20 protein-coding genes and 1 tRNA gene are annotated in these 17,868 nt (G+C 49.1%); 10 read left to right on the top strand and 11 right to left on the bottom strand.

The window, feature by feature from the left end; genetic code table 11:
• Positions 1-119: 119 nt before the first annotated feature.
• The 7 genes from AC0LWN_RS08015 to AC0LWN_RS07985 all read right to left on the bottom strand — a co-directional run bounded on the left by AC0LWN_RS08015 (position 120) and on the right by AC0LWN_RS07985 (position 4,205).
• On the bottom strand, positions 120-443 hold the full coding sequence (locus AC0LWN_RS08015) for a DUF1292 domain-containing protein (protein WP_019911532.1): 324 nt from the start codon (positions 441-443) through the stop codon (positions 120-122).
• A gap of 90 nt (positions 444-533) precedes the next feature.
• Entirely contained in the window at positions 534-1,085 is a 552-nt protein-coding gene (locus AC0LWN_RS08010) for a copper amine oxidase (RefSeq protein ID WP_458965878.1), read from the bottom strand.
• Between the two features lie 154 nt (positions 1,086-1,239).
• Positions 1,240-1,473, bottom strand: a complete 234-nt coding sequence (locus AC0LWN_RS08005; RefSeq protein ID WP_474664162.1) for a DUF3892 domain-containing protein — start codon at positions 1,471-1,473, stop codon at positions 1,240-1,242.
• A 91-nt stretch (positions 1,474-1,564) separates the two neighbouring features.
• Complete coding sequence (locus AC0LWN_RS08000) at positions 1,565-2,008, bottom strand: GNAT family N-acetyltransferase (protein ID WP_474664056.1); 444 nt, start codon at positions 2,006-2,008, stop codon at positions 1,565-1,567.
• Positions 2,009-2,333: 325 nt separating this feature from the next.
• Positions 2,334-2,549 (bottom strand): hypothetical protein, encoded by a 216-nt coding sequence (locus AC0LWN_RS07995; RefSeq protein WP_474664054.1) that lies wholly within the window; start codon positions 2,547-2,549, stop codon positions 2,334-2,336.
• 68 nt (positions 2,550-2,617) lie between these two features.
• The gene (locus tag AC0LWN_RS07990; RefSeq protein ID WP_474664052.1) at positions 2,618-3,697 is read right to left on the bottom strand and encodes a site-2 protease family protein; all 1,080 of its coding nucleotides are present in this window, start codon (positions 3,695-3,697) and stop codon (positions 2,618-2,620) included.
• 88 nt (positions 3,698-3,785) lie between these two features.
• Positions 3,786-4,205: an NUDIX hydrolase gene (locus AC0LWN_RS07985; RefSeq protein WP_474664050.1), complete on the bottom strand. Its 420-nt coding sequence runs from the start codon at positions 4,203-4,205 to the stop codon at positions 3,786-3,788.
• Between the two features lie 215 nt (positions 4,206-4,420).
• Between AC0LWN_RS07985 and AC0LWN_RS07980 the strand changes: the two genes are divergently transcribed.
• Together AC0LWN_RS07980 and AC0LWN_RS07975 are read left to right on the top strand one after the other, a co-directional pair.
• On the top strand, positions 4,421-5,476 hold the full coding sequence (locus tag AC0LWN_RS07980; RefSeq protein ID WP_474664048.1) for a glycosyltransferase WbsX family protein: 1,056 nt from the start codon (positions 4,421-4,423) through the stop codon (positions 5,474-5,476).
• Positions 5,477-5,552: 76 nt separating this feature from the next.
• Entirely contained in the window at positions 5,553-6,071 is a 519-nt protein-coding gene (locus tag AC0LWN_RS07975; RefSeq protein WP_474664046.1) for a class I SAM-dependent methyltransferase, read from the top strand.
• A 52-nt stretch (positions 6,072-6,123) separates the two neighbouring features.
• On the opposite strand, the gene AC0LWN_RS07970 is transcribed toward AC0LWN_RS07975, so the two are convergent.
• Positions 6,124-6,195: transfer RNA gene (locus tag AC0LWN_RS07970), tRNA-Val, on the bottom strand.
• Between the two features lie 210 nt (positions 6,196-6,405).
• Between AC0LWN_RS07970 and AC0LWN_RS07965 the strand changes: the two genes are divergently transcribed.
• Together AC0LWN_RS07965 and AC0LWN_RS07960 are read left to right on the top strand one after the other, a co-directional pair.
• The gene (locus AC0LWN_RS07965) at positions 6,406-6,744 is read left to right on the top strand and encodes a MazG nucleotide pyrophosphohydrolase domain-containing protein (RefSeq protein WP_474664044.1); all 339 of its coding nucleotides are present in this window, start codon (positions 6,406-6,408) and stop codon (positions 6,742-6,744) included.
• Positions 6,741-7,319, top strand: a complete 579-nt coding sequence (locus AC0LWN_RS07960) for an LOG family protein (RefSeq protein WP_474664042.1) — start codon at positions 6,741-6,743, stop codon at positions 7,317-7,319. Before AC0LWN_RS07965 ends, AC0LWN_RS07960 begins: the two co-directional genes overlap by 4 nt.
• Positions 7,320-7,622: 303 nt before the next feature.
• On the opposite strand, the gene AC0LWN_RS07955 is transcribed toward AC0LWN_RS07960, so the two are convergent.
• On the bottom strand, positions 7,623-7,856 hold the full coding sequence (locus AC0LWN_RS07955; RefSeq protein ID WP_458965885.1) for a DUF6199 family natural product biosynthesis protein: 234 nt from the start codon (positions 7,854-7,856) through the stop codon (positions 7,623-7,625).
• Positions 7,857-8,127: 271 nt separating this feature from the next.
• Between AC0LWN_RS07955 and AC0LWN_RS07950 the strand changes: the two genes are divergently transcribed.
• Together AC0LWN_RS07950 and AC0LWN_RS07945 are read left to right on the top strand one after the other, a co-directional pair.
• Positions 8,128-9,216 carry a LacI family DNA-binding transcriptional regulator gene (locus AC0LWN_RS07950; protein ID WP_474664040.1) on the top strand — a complete coding sequence of 363 codons (1,089 nt, stop codon included), beginning with the start codon at positions 8,128-8,130 and terminating at the stop codon, positions 9,214-9,216.
• A 177-nt stretch (positions 9,217-9,393) separates the two neighbouring features.
• On the top strand, positions 9,394-11,829 hold the full coding sequence (locus tag AC0LWN_RS07945; RefSeq protein WP_474664038.1) for a glycoside hydrolase family 94 protein: 2,436 nt from the start codon (positions 9,394-9,396) through the stop codon (positions 11,827-11,829).
• A 215-nt stretch (positions 11,830-12,044) separates the two neighbouring features.
• Here the strand turns inward: AC0LWN_RS07945 and AC0LWN_RS07940 are convergent, their stop codons facing one another.
• Positions 12,045-14,018 carry a glycoside hydrolase family 127 protein gene (locus tag AC0LWN_RS07940; protein ID WP_474664036.1) on the bottom strand — a complete coding sequence of 658 codons (1,974 nt, stop codon included), beginning with the start codon at positions 14,016-14,018 and terminating at the stop codon, positions 12,045-12,047.
• A gap of 130 nt (positions 14,019-14,148) precedes the next feature.
• Between AC0LWN_RS07940 and AC0LWN_RS07935 the strand changes: the two genes are divergently transcribed.
• Entirely contained in the window at positions 14,149-15,021 is an 873-nt protein-coding gene (locus AC0LWN_RS07935) for a helix-turn-helix transcriptional regulator (RefSeq protein WP_474664034.1), read from the top strand.
• A 35-nt stretch (positions 15,022-15,056) separates the two neighbouring features.
• Here the strand turns inward: AC0LWN_RS07935 and AC0LWN_RS07930 are convergent, their stop codons facing one another.
• Positions 15,057-15,269: a hypothetical protein gene (locus AC0LWN_RS07930; protein WP_458965890.1), complete on the bottom strand. Its 213-nt coding sequence runs from the start codon at positions 15,267-15,269 to the stop codon at positions 15,057-15,059.
• A 137-nt stretch (positions 15,270-15,406) separates the two neighbouring features.
• Here AC0LWN_RS07930 and AC0LWN_RS07925 point away from each other — a divergent pair, with 137 nt between their 5' ends.
• The 3 genes from AC0LWN_RS07925 to AC0LWN_RS07915 all read left to right on the top strand — a co-directional run bounded on the left by AC0LWN_RS07925 (position 15,407) and on the right by AC0LWN_RS07915 (position 17,862).
• A complete protein-coding gene (locus AC0LWN_RS07925) occupies positions 15,407-15,988 on the top strand; it encodes a YitT family protein (protein WP_458965891.1) in 582 nt (193 codons plus the stop codon).
• A gap of 147 nt (positions 15,989-16,135) precedes the next feature.
• The gene (locus tag AC0LWN_RS07920; RefSeq protein WP_474664032.1) at positions 16,136-17,389 is read left to right on the top strand and encodes a DNA polymerase IV; all 1,254 of its coding nucleotides are present in this window, start codon (positions 16,136-16,138) and stop codon (positions 17,387-17,389) included.
• Positions 17,386-17,862: a YhjD family protein gene (locus tag AC0LWN_RS07915; protein ID WP_474664030.1), complete on the top strand. Its 477-nt coding sequence runs from the start codon at positions 17,386-17,388 to the stop codon at positions 17,860-17,862. Before AC0LWN_RS07920 ends, AC0LWN_RS07915 begins: the two co-directional genes overlap by 4 nt.
• Positions 17,863-17,868 lie beyond the last annotated feature (6 nt).

The raw sequence follows: 17,868 nt of genomic DNA, 5'->3' as shown, positions 1-17,868 counted from the left end.
ATCCTTCCCTTACACAGGCAATCATACAAAAACCCGATACTGCTATAGTATCGGGTTTTTGTATATGAGCCTCACTGCCTTGTCCAAAACAGCGCCGGCATCACTTGCTTCACTGAAATCTATTCTTGCTGGGCCAGCAGCTCATTATAAGCTTCTTCAACAGCCTTCCATTCAGCTTCATCTTCAATGTTGTACAGTACCATTTCTTCGTCTTCTTCTTCCATACGAAGAATGATGCCGTCCGCTTCAGGGTTTTCGCGTTCCAGCAGCAAGGCGTACAGTTTCTCACCTACGTCGAACGTTTCCACCAGTACCATTTCCACATCTTCGCCCTGCTCGTTCGTCAAGGTCAGCACAAACTCCTCGTGCTCATGGTCGTGATCATGTCCGCAACCGCATGCTTCCCCATGTTCATGGCCATGCTCATGTTTGTGATCGCTCATTGTAATACCTCACTTTAGATTGAATTATCCTACATTTGGTATCGTAACACGTAAGATAAGTCAGGTCAATTTGAGGGCAGGCTGAATCGGCTATTCCAGCGCAGTGATTACTTTCTCTGACACAAGTACGTAATCGGAGCCCTTAGTTGCTTTGATATAGAAACCCACCCGGTATTTACCCGATTCTTTGAAATCGTAGGTGAATTCAGAAGTAGGGAACCAGAAATCCTCTTTCTTGGAGTTACCGAGCTCCTGGGACTGGATATCCTTCACATTGCCCGAAGGGTCCGTAATCGCGACCTTCACCGCCGCAACCTCCTCCGTTAAGCTGTCCACCTGGGTCAAGACCTTAATTTTGAGCTTGCCTACGTTCACATTTCCAAAGACGTTATCGCCCTTGAACAGAACGATATGCACATTTGGCTTAAGGATGTTCACTTTGCCTGAACCGTCCCAGCTGACAACTCCCCCCGCCTCTCTCGCCGGGATATAGGCTTTGCCGTCAATCAAATAGCCGCCATCCGCTATTTCCTTTCCGTTGCTCCATACTCTAATTTTCTGATTTACAGCGTCGGCGAACAACAATGAGCCTCCCATTAAGGAAAACACAGCCACGCAGAGAGCAATCTTTTTCCATCTCATAGCTAGAGACCCTCCAAATAATTCATGCTGTTAATATATACTACCAACTCTGTGACAAGTTGCGCAGGTGCAGGCAATTATTTCATTCCTTACACAAAAAAGACCGGACAACAGCGTCAATCTGACGCCTGTCCGGCCTTACCCTATGCCAATATCAGAATAGCGGAAGCTGATCCAGATTGTTGGTTGGATCACCATCAGCATCACCGCGAATGTGCATTTCGCCGTCCTTGCCTTTGAATACATTAACACCGGCAATTGCGCCGGCCTGGACCTCCTTCAGCGCCTGCTGGTAATCGAGCACCCGGCCCGATGAGGTCTGGAAGCGGGTCAAGTCGCCGTCACCGTTCTTTTGGACTGCTATAAACCGTTCACGTGCACTGTTCATCACTTAGGATCTACTCCTTCGCGCCTTGGATTGGCCATGATTGGCTCATTTCTAGCTTGTCCTCAGAGACGATAGAGTATGTATCAATGCACTACAGCGCCTTCTCCATCCGCACATGTAAAATGCCCGCGTCATAGAACGGCTCTGTTGAAATCACTTTATAACCCAGCTTGCTGTAAAAATTCTCAGCCTGGCATTGCGCGTCAAGAATAGACGCTTCAAGGCCAAGCTCACGGGCAAGCTCCTCCAGCGCCAGCAGCAGGATTCGTCCGTACCCCTTGCTGCGGTATTCTTTGTGCACGGCAATCCGCTGCATTTTGGCCGTCCCGGCTTTATAATAAATCAGCCGTCCGGCAGCAACCGGAACACCTTCATCCAGAAGCAGAACATGATGCACGTTGTCGCCGAGAACATCATATTCGTCAATTTCCTCTTCCGCCGGCACCTTCTGCTCTTCAACAAAGACTTTCGTACGGATATCCAGTCCCCACTGGAGCTGTTCCTCTGTAGTTACACGTACAATTTCAGCCGCCATCCCCTTCGTCCCCTCTCTCTGCTATACAAAAAAAGCGATAGTTGACCCATTATACAGAACTTTCATTTTTTTGTACATAGACTGCGGGACAACATATAGGTTGAACTTGAAAAATCATAAAAAGGGAGAAGTGACGGAGGGGAAGTTTGGAACTGGAGGAGCGAACGCGTCCGCCTTTGTCTCCGAATTTCATCCGCTAAGAGCGGTAAAAATCAGGAAATTTGGAGACAACAGCGGCCGGAAGTCCAAACATTCCCCGCAGTTACGACCAGACCCCAGTATGAAAATCTAATTTCAACTTATATAGCACCGATCTCGGAATAGTCTATTCAGCAGAGTAGACCTCTTCAGGAATAGACCTGTCGTATACATCCTGCATTACCGGTGACAGCAGGCTGCTGCTCCGATCCATTGGGGCATCCAGCCCCGTCATCCGATGGGTTTCCATATACCCCGGAGCTTGATCCTCCGCCGCGCACCCGGCTATGCCCAGAAGCAGCAGCAGACAAACTCCCGCTTCCCATGGTGATATCCTGCGCATACGCACACTCCTCCTATTTATCCAGCTTTTCACAGCTTTGACGGTTTGGAGCGTTGCTAAACGAAGGATTACAGATTTACGTTCCCCACTACATGTACTAGATACATCAGGATTCCAATACATCCCGCTAATGCAAAATAGGCTATACCGTATTTCCAGCGGGAGCTTGCCGGTACATCATAATATTTGTCATTCTCAAATGCGGTAAATTGGACTTCACATTGCGCATTCAAATGCAGCCCTGTTTCCGTCATGAGGTGTTCAAGCTGAGTCAGCTTTACTTTCCCGATGATACTCTGCATAGGAAGTCTGGCTGTACCGTGATAATCCAGGCTTTCATAATGAATGCCGATATACTGCTGCCGGTCCAAATCGCTGTAGGTCGTAAAAGGCAGCTCTCTCTTGTGCTCAGGTCCCGGAATCAGATACCCTTGTTCTTTCAGATGCTCTACAGGGATCAGGAACTTAAGCAGCACCGTTCTGATCTGGCTGCTCTTGCGCCGGCTGATGTATTTCTTGTACAGATCATAGGCAAACAGCAGCCAGATAATCAGGAACAGGACCGATTTCAGGTAGATGATCACTGCCAAACCGCCAATTAATCCCGCCAGCCACAGCCAGCGTGTAACCGCCGTCGCAATACGGCCCCCATCCAGCGGATGAATCGGCAGCAAGTTCAGCAGATTGAGCAGAAATCCGACGTAGGCCAGCGAATATAGCAGCGGACTATGATAATAATAGGCAAACGCAAATACAACCGCCGAGCCTGCGCTCCCCAAAAGCGGGCCGCCAAAAGCTACATAAGCTTCCATCTTGGCGTCGAGCGGCTGTTTTTTCATCGTGATTAAAGCTCCCAAAAAAGGGATAAACAACGGAGCGCTCACCGGAAGACCGATCCTTTTGGCGGCAAGCACATGTCCCAGCTCATGAATAAACAGCAGCAGTACAAATCCGATTGCGAACTGCCAAGGATAGATCAGCGCATAAGCCCATACGGAAACCATCATGGATATCAGCGGACCCGCTATTTTTCCCAGCTTTAAGAGAGACAGAAGCGCCTTCCCCTTCAGGAGCAGCATAACCACCCCGCCGCCCAGCCATGTCAGCCCGGTTGAAGTCTTTTTCTTCTGATCATTTTGTTGCTCCAAAGTCTTAACTCCTTTATTTTTGCTTATTTATATAACTACTATATCTTCCTATTCAGTGTCACTGCAAATTCGGGTCTGGTCTCGCATTTTAAGCATTGATAAAAGCATTTACTCTCTCAAGAAATGCCGGATAAAACAACGGATAGGTTACAGCCTCCGGCAGCTCAGTAAAGGCTCTGATTTCCTCCATTTCATACTGGGGCATGGGACCGAACCTGTTAATGGTAGCCAAATAGAGCTTCCCGAAGCTTTCCGGCATGTCCTCCCGGACGACCGAATAGATGCAAATAGGATATAATTCGTACTCCAGCGCACCTGTCTCTTCATACAGCTCCCGGGCGGCTGCTTCGTCTGCACTTTCACCTTGTTCAATATGGCCGCCGGCGAACTCCCATGTGGAACGTTCCTTATGCCTTGCCATAACCCACTGCTCCCCCTGCTTCATCACTATGACGACATATTTGAGGACCTCTTCAGTTACTCCTGTCTCATGCATCATTACTTTCATCTAAAAATTCCCCTCTACTAGAGTTATCTTGTAGCGTTTAACATATAACATTTCCCATTATATAACAAAGCTCATTTTGCGTCGTTATGTCGTCATCTTCAAATGCCTTATACCCCGGTTCCAATTTTTGAACACCCACATAATATATACAAATAACTACTTAGCGAAGACCCCGTGCAATCCGAGGTAAGCCCTTCTTTAAAGGAGAGATATTTTTGAAACTTATAGCTTTCTATTTGCCTCAATTTCATGAGACCGATGAAAATAATCGCTTTTGGGGACAAGGATTTACCGAATGGACCAATACCAGAAAAGCAAAGCCTCTATTTCCTGGGCATTATCAGCCGAAAGAGCCCTACCAGGACTATTACTACAATTTGAAAGACGAATCTGCAAGGGAGTGGCAAGCGAAAATTGCTAAGGAATATGGCATCTACGGATTTTGTTATTATCATTACTGGTTTAAGGGGAAAAGGTTTCTTCATGAACCCTTTGATGCAGTTCTTCAAAAAGGGACGCCCGATTTCCCTTTCTGCCTTTCCTGGGCAAACGACCCGTGGACGAGAACATGGACCGGTGCTAATCATGAGGTGTTGGTGGGTCAGGATTACGGAGAAGAAGCCGATTGGAAAGAGCATTTCGAATTTCTCCTAACAGCATTTAAAGATAAAAGGTATATCCGGGTAGAAAACAAACCTTTATTTCTTATTTATCGTCCTAACGATATTCCCGAATGCGAAGGAATGCTGGAATACTGGCAAAAATTAGCTGTGAAGAATGGGCTTGATGGGATCCATTTTGTCCAGACTTTAAATAGATTCAGCAACCCTGAGCTTAAAGGTTTCGATGCTCGTGCCCAGTTTGAGCCTGGATACACAATGTATTTAACAAATGGGATCCGTTCTATAAGAGGCGTCGATGGATATAACCAAAAATTCACTCTAATGGATTACGATAAGTACTGGTCCAGTATCCTGGAAAGGAAGGCCGATAAGAATAGTGTTAAAACTTATCTAGGAGCCTTCGTCGATTGGGATAACTCCGCCCGGGTTGGAGGAAATATGCCCCTCATCTTCACCGGCGCGTCTCCAGAAAGATTTTCCTTGTATCTGACACAGCAAATAAAAAGATCTCTAGAAATAAACAGTGACCTTTTGTTTATTAATGCCTGGAATGAATGGGGCGAAGGAACATATTTAGAACCAGATAAAAAATACGGATTCCAATATTTGGAGGCCGCAAAAAAAGCATTAGAAAATAACGGGTTGTGAGAGGTGACCTAAAATTACTGAACATCTGCTTCCAATTAGCCAATTGTATCAGTTTATTGATTCGGTCAGCGGGTGGTTGACAACTACAGAGCAAACTGCACTTCTTCATCTGCCGGCTCTCGTTGATCATCTGGATGGGGAAATTGTTGAGATTGGTTCCTTTAAAGGGAAAAGTACTCTTGCACTCGGTTTCGGGAGCAAATGGATAAGTGAAAGGAAACGAACAATTATTTCTATTGATCCTTTTATTTCTAATGGATATTATATCGATTACTTTGATGAATTCATGACTAATATTCTGAATTTCCAGCTTGCAAACTATGTATCACCCATAAAAAAATTCAGCCATGAAGCAATACAAGATTGTCCTGAGAGTATAGCTGCCCTTTTTATAGATGGAGACCATAGTTATTCAGGCATAAAAAGAGATATGGAGTTATATGCCCCAAGAGTCGTCCGCGGAGGATTTATAGCGTTTCACGACTACACTGTATATGCTGATATTAGAAGAGCTGTTGATGAACTATGTGAGAGCAGAGAATATGTTCTTGTTTGTGATTACGATAGTTTGCGCCTCATACGGAAATTGAAATAAAAAGTATCCATAAACAAACAAAAAACCCTTGAATATCAAGGGTTTTTCTCTATAGGACGGATGGGGTTCGAACCCATGACCCCTACCCTGTCAAGATAGTGCTCTCCCGCTGAGCTACCGTCCTGCAACGAAATTCATAATACCATAGGATGTAAGGTGAAGGCAATATTTTTTTGAATAGGCTTAACAGTTTTTTTACATCCAGAAAATAAAACTCGGCCAAAACAGTTAAAACACAAAATCAACTGTCCGCCTTCACATCCAAATAGTTGTATGATAAGCTTACAAAGCAAACATTCGTTCTCTTTTTACTCAGTACTATTGGAGGGGCTTCATGGATATTAATGAATTTCAGTTGTGGGTCAAGCAATATTATCAGGAACGGGGCTGGTCTGATTTAGATATTTTTGTCCGGATTGGCTTCTTGGCAGAAGAAACGGGGGAAGTGGCACGGGCCATTCGTGCCTTGGAAATCGGCCGGGATCGGCCTGATGAAGTTGAAGGTTCTTTTGCGGATAACAAAAATAACTTAACAGAAGAGCTTGGAGATGTGCTTGGCAATCTCATTGTTATTGCTAACAAATACGATATCGCCTTAGAAGAAATATTCCGTACGCACCAGAAGAAGCTGGCTGGCAGGTATTTATCGTCAAAGGAGCATTCGAATTTATGAAGAATATAGCAGTATTTTGCGGCTCTAGTGATGGAGCATCCTCCATATATAAGGAAAGTGCCTATGCATTAGGAAAAGAACTCGCCGAACGCAACCTTACCCTCATCTATGGAGGGGCAAAAGTCGGCTTAATGGGGGCGGTCGCAGACGCCGTACTGGAAGCAGGGGGAAATGCCGTTGGTATCCTCCCGCATTTTCTGCAGGGCCGGGAGATCGCCCATCAAGGTCTATCCGAATTAATTATTGTGGACTCGATGCACGAACGAAAAGCAAAGATGGCAGAGCTGGCGGATGGCTTCATAGCTTTGCCTGGCGGCCCCGGGACGCTGGAAGAGTATTTTGAAATCTTCACATGGGCTCAACTGGGCCTGCATACAAAGCCATGTGGCCTTCTAAATGTCCATCATTACTTTGATCCTCTCATCTCTATGTTTGATCACATGGTTCAGGAGAAATTCATGCAGGAGAAATATCGTTCTATGGTCATCACAGACACAGCTCCTCAGGGAATTTTGCAGCAATTCCTCAGCTATTCTCCACCCTCTGTCAAGACATACTCTACCGAAAAAGTCTAAAAACATAAGAAGAGCTGACTGCGGCGGGTCAGCTCTTCTTATTTACATTCACTGCAGCGGCAATGGATCTGCTTGGGCAGACAGCATGGCGCATACCCCTGATGCTCCTGTAAGGAACCAAATGCTGAAATAAAAAAAGGACCCTGCCGTTATCCGGCAAGGCCAAGTGCATACAACAGGTGTTGTCTCTACTATAACTGACAATTATTAAGGGAGTGTATGAACATCTTCATCATTTTTGATGTATAGTAAAAATATTCGTAAACGGAGGCAATGATAATGCGCCGAATCCGCTAAACAAAGCTATTTATCAAGCATAGACATCACAGAAGGCAAGATTAAGAGTGTGAGTCCGATTGCGGCTAAAATGGCTGCGCCAATTGCAGAAGCTACAAAGTAGGCTCTGGGCGGCTCTTTTACCGCTTTCCAGCCTTGGGTAATCTGCCAAAAGGAGTATGGCCGGATTGCAGCATAGGCTGCTGCCGCTGTCCAAAGCACAAGAAATGCTGTGAAGACCCATGAAATAACGTTTGGCATAATTACTCCTCCTATATGTTCCCTGCAATGTAATCTCAATATAACCTCAATGGAACAATTTGTAAATCAATAGTCACCCTTCCATTTTCCTGATGAGTTCTTTTGTAACGCAAACCCTAGCTTCAGCAAGCAAATTTCTTTGCCCAGGGTGATTGATTTCTGGTGAACTTTAATTTACAATAGGCTCATAAACGCGCGTTTACAAATAGAAATGGCGCTGTCCTTAAAAGGAATGCAGCCGTTTCAGGGAGAAATATAAGGATGCAAGCCTATGAAGCCTTATATTTTGAAAAAAGGGGGCATTATGCGCAGCGAAGATATAGCAAAGCTCGCCGGGGTGTCCCGAAGCACGGTATCCCGCGTGATCAACAATTATTCCAACGTCCCTGAGGAGACCCGGGCCAAGGTGCTGAAGGTAATTGAGCAGCATCAATACGAGCCGAACAGCTTCGCCCGGGCTCTGGCCGGCAAGAAGACCGATACGATCGGGCTTTTCGCTATCAGCATGAACGAGAAGGAGAACACGACCCGGATCTATCAGAACAATTACTTCGCGCCTTTCGTCGATGCCGTTGTCGACACGTCGAATGCCCGCGGCTGTTATGTGCTGATCCATACCGTCTACTCTCCCGACGATTTCCTGAAGGTGAAGCAGGCTTTTCTGCAGAAACGGATTGACGGCGGCATCATCGTCGGCACCCAGAAGGATATTGATATCGTACGGGAAATGGTTAGTCTCGATTTTCCGCTTGTGCTGATTGATTACGACATTTCGGAGATTATGTCTGAGCATCTGGACCGCAATCATCTCGCTATTGTGAATTCCAAGGACTATGAAGGCACAACTGAGGCCATTGAGTACCTGATTGGCCTGGGCCATCAGGAGATTGGCATGATTTGCGGAAGAATGAATACGTACTCCGGACGGGAACGCTACATGGCATACGTGGATACGCTGAAGAAGCATGGACTGGCGCTGAATGAGAGCTTCATCCTGAAGGGAGAATTCCTGAAGGATGCCGCCTATGAAGAGGTTCAGAAGCTGATTGCTTCCGGCGGACCTTTGCCGACCGCCTTCTTCTCTTCCAACGATGACATGGCTATCTCTGCAATGGAAGCGTTCTCTGAACACGGTATTTCCGTGCCTGAGGATATATCCATTGCCGGATTCGATGATGTGCAGCTTGCTTCACGCATTCATCCCAAGCTGACCTCCGTACGTCTGCCAATTTACGAAATGTCCAAGGCCGCGGTCGAGAAAGTGATCGAGCTGTGCGATTCCCCGCAGCCGACCTTCAGTACCATCAGCTTCCCGGCTAAGCTGGTAGAAAGAGATTCCTGCCAGCCGCCGAAGAAGTAAAGGCTTCCTGCAAAAGATGCCGCATGCTCGCCTCAGCGCTCGCGCTTGAAGGAGCATGTGTGCATCTCTTGGGGGAGCGGCAATTATTTATCATACCCGAGAGGCTCCCTTTTCCCCGGGGGATTTTTTCTCTGTTCTGTAAACGCGCGTTCACAATTGAAAGGAGACTATTCTCTTATGAAATTCGGAACTTTTGACGATACTCGCAAAGAGTATGTAATCAACACTCCTAAAACCCCTTACCCATGGATCAACTACCTCGGCAACGAGCAGTTTTTCGGCCTGATCTCCAATACTGCCGGCGGCTACACCTTCTACCGGGACGCCCGCATGAGAAGACTTACCCGTTACCGGTATAACAATATTCCGCTGGATACTGGCGGACGCTACTACTATCTGTATGATGGCGGCGATTTCTGGACCCCGGGCTGGATGCCGGTTAAGCGTGACCTTGATTTCTACGAGTGCCGCCACGGCCTCGGCTATACCTCCATTACCGGTGAGCGTAACGGCATTTCCGTGAACCAGCTTGCTTTTGTACCGATGGGCCACAATGCCGAAGTTCATCGTCTGGTGGTTAAGAACACCGGCTCCGCGAAGAAATCCGTGAAGCTGTTCTCTTTTGCCGAATTCTGTCTGTGGAATGCCCAGGATGATATGACTAACTTCCAGCGCAACCTCAGCACCGGCGAAGTTGAAGTGAAGGATTCCGTTATTTATCACAAAACCGAATACCGCGAGCGCAGAAACCACTACGCCTTCTATTCTGTAAACAAAGCCATCGACGGCTTCGACACCGACCGCGAATCGTTCCTCGGCATGTACAATGGTCTGGACCACCCGCAGGCAGTTGCTGCAGGAGAAGCCACCAATTCCGTAGCGAGCGGCTGGTCGCCGATTGGCTCCCATGCTCTGAACATCACGCTGGAACCGGGTGAAGAGCAAAGCTTCATCTTCGTACTCGGCTATATCGAAAACCCGGAAGACGAGAAATGGGAAGCGCTGAATGTTATCAACAAAAAACCTGCGCTTGCTGTCATCGAACAATTCGCTACAGACGCTCAAGTGGATGCTGCCCTGGCTGTTCTGGCTGCACACTGGGATAACCTGTTGTCCAAATATCAGATTCAAAGCGGCGACGAGAAGCTTAACCGCATGGTTAACATCTGGAATCCTTACCAATGTATGGTTACCTTCAACATGTCCCGTTCTGCTTCTTACTTCGAATCCGGTATTGGCCGCGGTATGGGCTTCCGCGACTCCAACCAGGACTTGCTCGGCTTCGTGCACCAAATCCCAGAGCGCGCCAGAGAACGTATTCTGGATATCGCCGCTACCCAGTTCGAAGATGGCAGCGCGTATCACCAGTACCAGCCGCTCACCAAAAAGGGCAACAACGAAGTCGGCTCCGGCTTCAACGATGATCCGCTCTGGCTGATCTCGGGAACGGCTGCCTATATTAAGGAAACTGGCGATTATTCGATCCTGGATGAGCAGGTTCCGTTCGACAGCAACCCGGACAACACTGCCACCCTGTTCGAGCACTTGAAACGCTCCTTCGAGCATGTTACCAATAACCTCGGACCACATGGCCTGCCGCTGATCGGACGCGCCGACTGGAACGACTGCCTCAACCTCAACTGCTTCTCCACCGAGCCGGGCGAATCGTTCCAGACGACTGAGAATATCGCTGGCGGCGTAGCAGAATCCGTGTTCATCGCGGGTCTGTTCGTCTTCGTTGGACCGGACTATGCGGAAATCTGCCGCATGCGCGGACTTAATGATGTAGCTGCAGATGCCGTTGCCAAGATCGACAATATGCGTGAAATTACGCTGACCCACGGCTTCGACGGCGACTGGTTCCTGCGCGCTTACGACCACTACGGCGACAAGATCGGCAGCAAAGAGAACGAAGAAGGCCAGATCTTCATCGAGCCGCAGGGTATGTGCGTTATGGCCGGTATCGGCGTAGAAGGCGGACAGGCGGCCAAAGCGCTGACTTCCGTTCAGGATCGTCTGGATACCAAATACGGTATCGTATTGCAGCAGCCTCCATATTCCAAGTACTATCTGAACCTCGGTGAAATCTCCACGTACCCTCCGGGCTACAAGGAAAACGCCGGTATTTTCTGCCACAACAACCCTTGGATTATGATCGCCGAAACCGTGCTGGGTCATGGCGACAGAGCCTTCGAAGTGTACTCCAAGATCGCTCCTGCTTACCTGGAGGATATCAGCGAAGTGCACCGCATGGAACCTTACGTCTACTCGCAGATGATCGCCGGTAAGGATGCCGTACGCCACGGGGAAGCGAAAAACTCCTGGCTCACCGGTACAGCCGCTTGGAACTACGTGGCCATCACCCAGTCCATTCTGGGCATCCAGGCTGACTTCGGCGGCCTGAAGGTTGACCCTTGTATCCCTGCTGCATGGGACGGCTTCGAGATCACCCGCGTCTTCCGCGGCGACACTTATGTCATCCAGATCAAGAACCCGAACCATGTCTCCAAGGGCGTGGCCAGCCTGACGCTCGACGGCGCTGCTGTAGAAGGCAATGTCATCGCTCCTGTCGGCGACGGCGCTGTGCATCATGTCGTTGTGGAACTGGGCTAAACAGCCGCTTCGCAAGATCAGTGTATAGAACGGCTGATTAAGCAGTAAAGCAGCGGGTCTCGTCTTTGTAAAAGGACGGGGCCCGTTTTTGTACATAGCATTTGGCATTCTCGCAAAAAAACCACCCGGTCGTCCGCTGCTGCAGCGGTGCCGGGTGGCTCTTTTTAATATTATGACTGAACAATCTCACGGGGTCCTAGAAAAGTCGCTACAGCTTATCCTCTGCTCTCCGGTATCCACACCTTCATCTCACCGCTGCCCCGGTTGCCCCACAGATAATAAGGCACGGCAGTCACCTTGACAGCTTCCAGCGGCGCCTTCTCCCTGCTGTAGAGCTGCTCTCCGTTCCAGCCCTCCTGATTCACACGGAAGCCCGATCCTTCAACCACAACGGCTCCTCCAAGCATGGACTTGTCAAAAATCTCTGTGAACGCCCCGGCCTCACTCAGCGTAATCGAGCTCAGCGGCGTGCCGTTGTCCACACCCTCCAGGCAGTAGACCAGCGGTCCGCGCTGGATAGCCGTCTTCTGGGCATCCGCCCGCAGATTCGGATGGGCATACACGCGGTGCGCTTCCATCGGCACGGACACCTCGATAATATCTCCGGCATTCCAGACTCTGCGGATCACACGATAGCCCTGCTCCACCCCTTCAGACAGCTTCAGCACTTCACCATTGACTCTGATCTCCATACCCTGGCTCCAGGAAGGAATGCGCAAAGCAATGCCGAACTCCCCAGCCTGAGCCGGATTGACCTTAAACGTGACCGTACCTTCCCATGGATAGCTGCTCTGCTGGCTGACGGAAACCTCCGTCCCTCCCAGCGTTGTCTTCAATTCACTGCCGATATACAGGTTAGTGTAAAGCGTATCACCGTGAACCGTATAGATATACTGATTCAGCGAGGTGAGCAGCCGCGCCACATTCGGCGGGCAGCAGGCGCAGCCGAACCAGCCCTGGCGCTCGGGCTTCACGTGATGCTTATCCGGATTGCAGGTGCAGGCCTGCGGCCATACCTCCAGCGGATTCACATAGAAATAGTGTTTGCCGTCCTGTGCCATAGAGCCCAGCACATTGTTATAGAGCGCCCGCTCCATCACATCCGCATAGCGGGCATCCGGGGCCAGCTCCAGCATCCGCCGGGCAAAAAAGATCAGCCCAATCGAAGCACAGGTCTCCGCATATACCGTATCGTTAGGCAGATCGTAATCGAAGGTGAAGGCTTCGCCCTGGTGAGTGGAACCAATGCCTCCGGTAATGTACATCTGCTTGCCTGTCATATTGTTCCATAATCTTACACAGGCCTCGCGCAAGCTTTCATCCCCGGTAAGCGCCGCAAGATCCGCCATCGCTGTGTACATATAGACCGCACGGACGGAATGTCCCTCCGCCTCATTCTGTTCCCGTACCGGAAGATGTGCTTGAAGATATTTCAGTTCCACTTTGCTTGTCGGAACTCCGCTCCAATGCGTGATCCGGCCACGCGACTCCCATTCCTGCAGCAGATAATTAGGCTCCTGGCCTCTCTGGTTGATGAACAAGCTGCTGAGCTTCAAATACTTCTCTTCCCCTGTCAGCCGGTACAGCTTAATTAGCGCAAGCTCAATTTCCTGATGTCCGTCATAGCCCTTCAGCTTGCCTTCTTCCGGTCCAAATACGGAATCAATATGATCCACCATCCGCTGCATGATCTGCAGCAGCTTATCCTTGCCGGTAGCTTCATAATAGGCGACTGCGGCTTCAATGAAATGACCCGCGCAGTACATCTCATGACAGTCCTGCAGATTGGTCCAGCGTTTGCCCGGCTCCTTGATTGTAAAATAAGTGTTCAGATACCCGTCCGGCTGCTGCGCTTCGCCGACCAGATCAATTACCGCGTCGGCCTTGGCTTCCAGATCAGGATCGCGTTTGATGCTCAGCGAGTAACCCACCGCCTCCAGCCACTTAGCCACATCGCTGTCCTGGAACACCCAACCGTGAAACTCCCCTTCTCTCCGGCCTGCGGCGATCTCGAAATTGGCGATTGCGCGGCTTGGCTCCGCTTCAGGCACCCGGTCATGCAGCGCCTCATATTGGTAAGGAATAACCACATCCTGCACCAGCCGGATATAGCGCCCCCAGAATTCATCTTGAATGGCTACGGACGGATGCCCGTCTGCCGCTTGCTTAAGTTCGCTTATTTTATTCATGTTTTACTTCTCCCTTCATGTTCATTTCACCCTCGCTATTTGCAATTATAGACGGTAAAATAAATAAAAAACAGAATCATAAGCAACCCTGTTTTTGTATTATTTCACACTGGTCGGAAAGGAGCAGCCTATGTCATTCATCCCGTCCTATATTCATCTGGCGGCGCCGCCGTTCCCGTATTTCCTGGAAGGCGACCGCACCGTCTATCAGCCTGGAGATCAGCATCCCAACCGCAACCGTATGGGCAGATTCGATCTGCTTATTGTTGAACAAGGCTGTCTCTTTATCGGTGAGGAACACAAGCAGTGGGCGGTGCCGGCCGGGCATACGCTGCTGCTGCTCCCTGACCGCTACCACTACTCAGTCAAGCCCTGTGAAGAGACAACCTCCTTCATTTGGATTCATTTTCACACGGTTGGGGAATGGATTGAGGCGGAGGGAGATCCGGTGTATGCGGACCGGGAAGAGCATTTCAAGCAATTTCTCACACATCCTTATACCATCCGCATTCCGCAATTTGGGCCGCTTCCGGACCCTTTCGAGCGGAGCGGCCAAGCGGAGCTGCTGCTGCAGCTCGGCCGGGGCCGGCGGTCCAGTGCGGTATGGCAGCAGCAGCGGATCTTCGAGGAAATGCTGCGGATGATGGATCTCGCACAGCAGGATGCTGCGGGGAGCCATGCCGTGGAGATTGCCGAGCAGACGGAGGCCTATCTCCGCAATCACTACGCAGAGGCGCTGACCAACAGCATGCTGGCCGATGAGCTGCATTTTCACTACAACTATCTGGCCCGCTGCATGAAACGTGTCTATGGGCTGACCCCAATGGAATATTTGACCGATTACCGTCTGGAGCAAGCCAAGCTGCTGCTGCTCAAGACAGAGATTTCTATCGCAAAAGTTGCCGAGCGGACCGGCTTTGAGAGTACCGCCTATTTCTCTCGGCGTTTTGCCCTCAAGGTTGGCATCTCCCCGCTGCGTTTCCGCAAGCGCTACTCCAGGTGAAGATGCCACTGAAGCTCTGCGGGGGTTGTACTGCACTAGCCTTGTATCCCGCCAACCCGGAATTCGTGCAGCTCCCTATTGTAGGATAACCCCCGGATACGGACGGAATTCGGCGTATAGGCTCTGATCGGTCCTCCGGGCTCCACAATCCCCGCTCCGCTTTTTACAGCCACTGTTACATTGACTTCCGACAGCGCAGCCGCCAGCAGCTCCATGTCGCTCTCCAGCACTTTATAGGTAAAGCTCATTTCTATCACTCCTGCCCGTAAGCATACCAACTCTGATTAGTTCATTCTGCGCAAGCAGGATTTTTTGCTTTTCAGCTATTTTTTTCCATCCGGTTGCATATTCATTAAGACATGCCTCACTTTTGGAGATGTTGAATATGCGCTCATATCCAAGGTACGCCATTATTCTACTGGCAAGCTTGCTGATTGCTGCAGGAACGAACTTCTTCCTGGTGCCTTACAAAATACTTGATGGGGGAATTATCGGCATCGCCCTCATAATTAATTATATATCCGGGGCAAAAATCGGACTGGCCATTGTCCTCTGCAGCCTTCCGATCTTTCTGCTTGCCTGGCTTAAAGAGCGGGATGTCTTTTACAACAGTGTGCTGGGCCTGATTGTCTCCTCATTCCTGATTGAGTTCCTGGGACCGTTTCAATACCACTTTCTCTACTATGTTGAGCTTGGCTCTATCTCCAGCGCGATTATTGGGGGATTTCTGATGGGAAGCGGTCTTGGGCTCATGCTGCGCTTCAAAGCCAGCACCGGCGGGACGGATCTGCTGGCTAAGTTCATTGGGCGTTACATTCCGCTGAATGTCGGGGTCATTATCTTTCTGACGGATGCCATCATTATCGGCGCAGGCGGGCTGCTGATCTCCAAGGAAACCTTCTTCCATTCCATTCTGACCATTCTCTCCGGCGGTGTGGCAACCGGTCTATGCACCCTTGAAAAATAAAACAATCAATCAAATTACAAAACATTCCTGTATACAGAACACTTGTTCTGTATATATTATTAAATACATCCCTTTACCCATCAAGAATTTTCAACAGAGGGGGCTTCCGTGCCAGGGAATCCAATACTACAAGCTGGTGATTCGGATATGTCAAAAGTCATCTTTCTCGTGGACGGACAATCTTTTTACGCCTCCATTGAAAAAGCAGCTCATCCAGAGTATCAAAACAAACCGGTAGCCGTTGGCGATCCGGCACGTAAATCAGGGATTATTTTGGCTGCCTGTCCTCTAGCCAAAGCCAAAGGTGTTACAACCGCCTCGCGGGTAGGAGAAGCCTTGGCTCTCTGCCCTGATCTAGTGGTCATACGCCCTAGAATGCAGCGGTATATCACGATTTCTATATTAATTACGCAGATATTTGAATCAATAACTGATCAAGTTGAGCCCTACAGCATTGATGAACAATTCCTGGATGTAACAGGTTCTGCCGCTTTATTTGGGTCCGTTGATGAAATTGCCCATTTGATTCAGTCACACGTGAAATTATCTACTGGTGTATGGTCCAGAGTCGGGATTGGCCCTACAAAAATTTTAGCCAAAATGGCGACCGATAATTTTGCGAAAAAAAGAAATGACGGCGTATTTAAGCTGGGTTTTGAGAATATGGAAAGGGATCTATGGCCGTTACCCGTTCACCAAATGTTTATGGTTGGCTCTCGCATGACTATGCATTTTCTCCGGATGGGTCTGACGACCATAGGTGACGTGGCCCGCTTGGAGTTAGGCGAGTTTAAGCAACGAATGCGCAGAGAGTTTCGAAAGCAATCAGATATTCAGTCGGAATACTACTGGCAGATCGCGAACGGAAAGGACTCCAGTCCCGTAGTCTCCTCCATTCGGGGTGCACTTAAGTCAATAAGCCATGGGAAAGCCTTAAGAAGCAGCTTATATGGACGTTTGGAGGACATTGAGGTTGTCTTGCTTGAATTAGTGGTGGAGGTCTGCCGGCGGGCGCGCAGGCACGGTTATCAAGGCAGGGTCGTGTCTGTAGGAGCTGTGGAAACGGATGGAGAAAAATCCTCGTCGTTTGGCCGTCAGATGACGCTGCAGCAGCCTACATCCTTAACACATGAAGTTGCCCAGGCAGCCCGAAAGCTTTTTATTGATCACTGGAAGGGGTTGCCGATAAGTCATTTGCATATTTCGTTAACGCAGCTCTCGGACGACAGTATTTATCAGCTGACCTTGTTCGAAGACAGAAATGCTGCCTATGCGCTTGAGCGGGCTACTGACTATATTTCGGAACGATACGGCAGCGATGCCATTATGCGGGCTTCTTCTTTGCTGGAGGCCGGCGTAGCGCGGGAACGGGCAGGCCAGATTGGGGGGCATTTTAAATGAGCAAACTCGACGGAAATGAGAGATGGAAATCAAAGATGCTTTTAACGGATCATCAGGAGCAATATGAGAACAGAAATAAAAGTCTGCAGACAGGGAGAGTAACGACGGAAGAACTGACCATGATTCGGGATGCCATTATGTTCCCCTATATGCTGACCATGTGCGATAAAAGCTTACAGGACCTTCGGAACTCAACACATTTGTTTAAGCAACTTTTTGAACAAATCATTCAATTCATAATGAATTGCATCACTAAAGATTTATCCAAGGTCAATCGGGAACTACGGCAACGGAATATCAAAATTTTCAGCGATGAAATGAATGACGGGATCATTTATCATCGTTATGTTTGCCGCGGCTATGAAGACCGGTTTGGCATTGTCAGAGAAGTACTACGGTCTGAGATCAGCATCCAATTTACAAAATACGCGGCGCGTATTCTTTCGCAATTAAAAAGTGAGCAGTCTATTTAGCTAGGT

The organism is Paenibacillus sp. sgz302115 (genome assembly GCF_056120445.1).
This window is presented reverse-complemented; position numbering and strand designations above follow the sequence as displayed.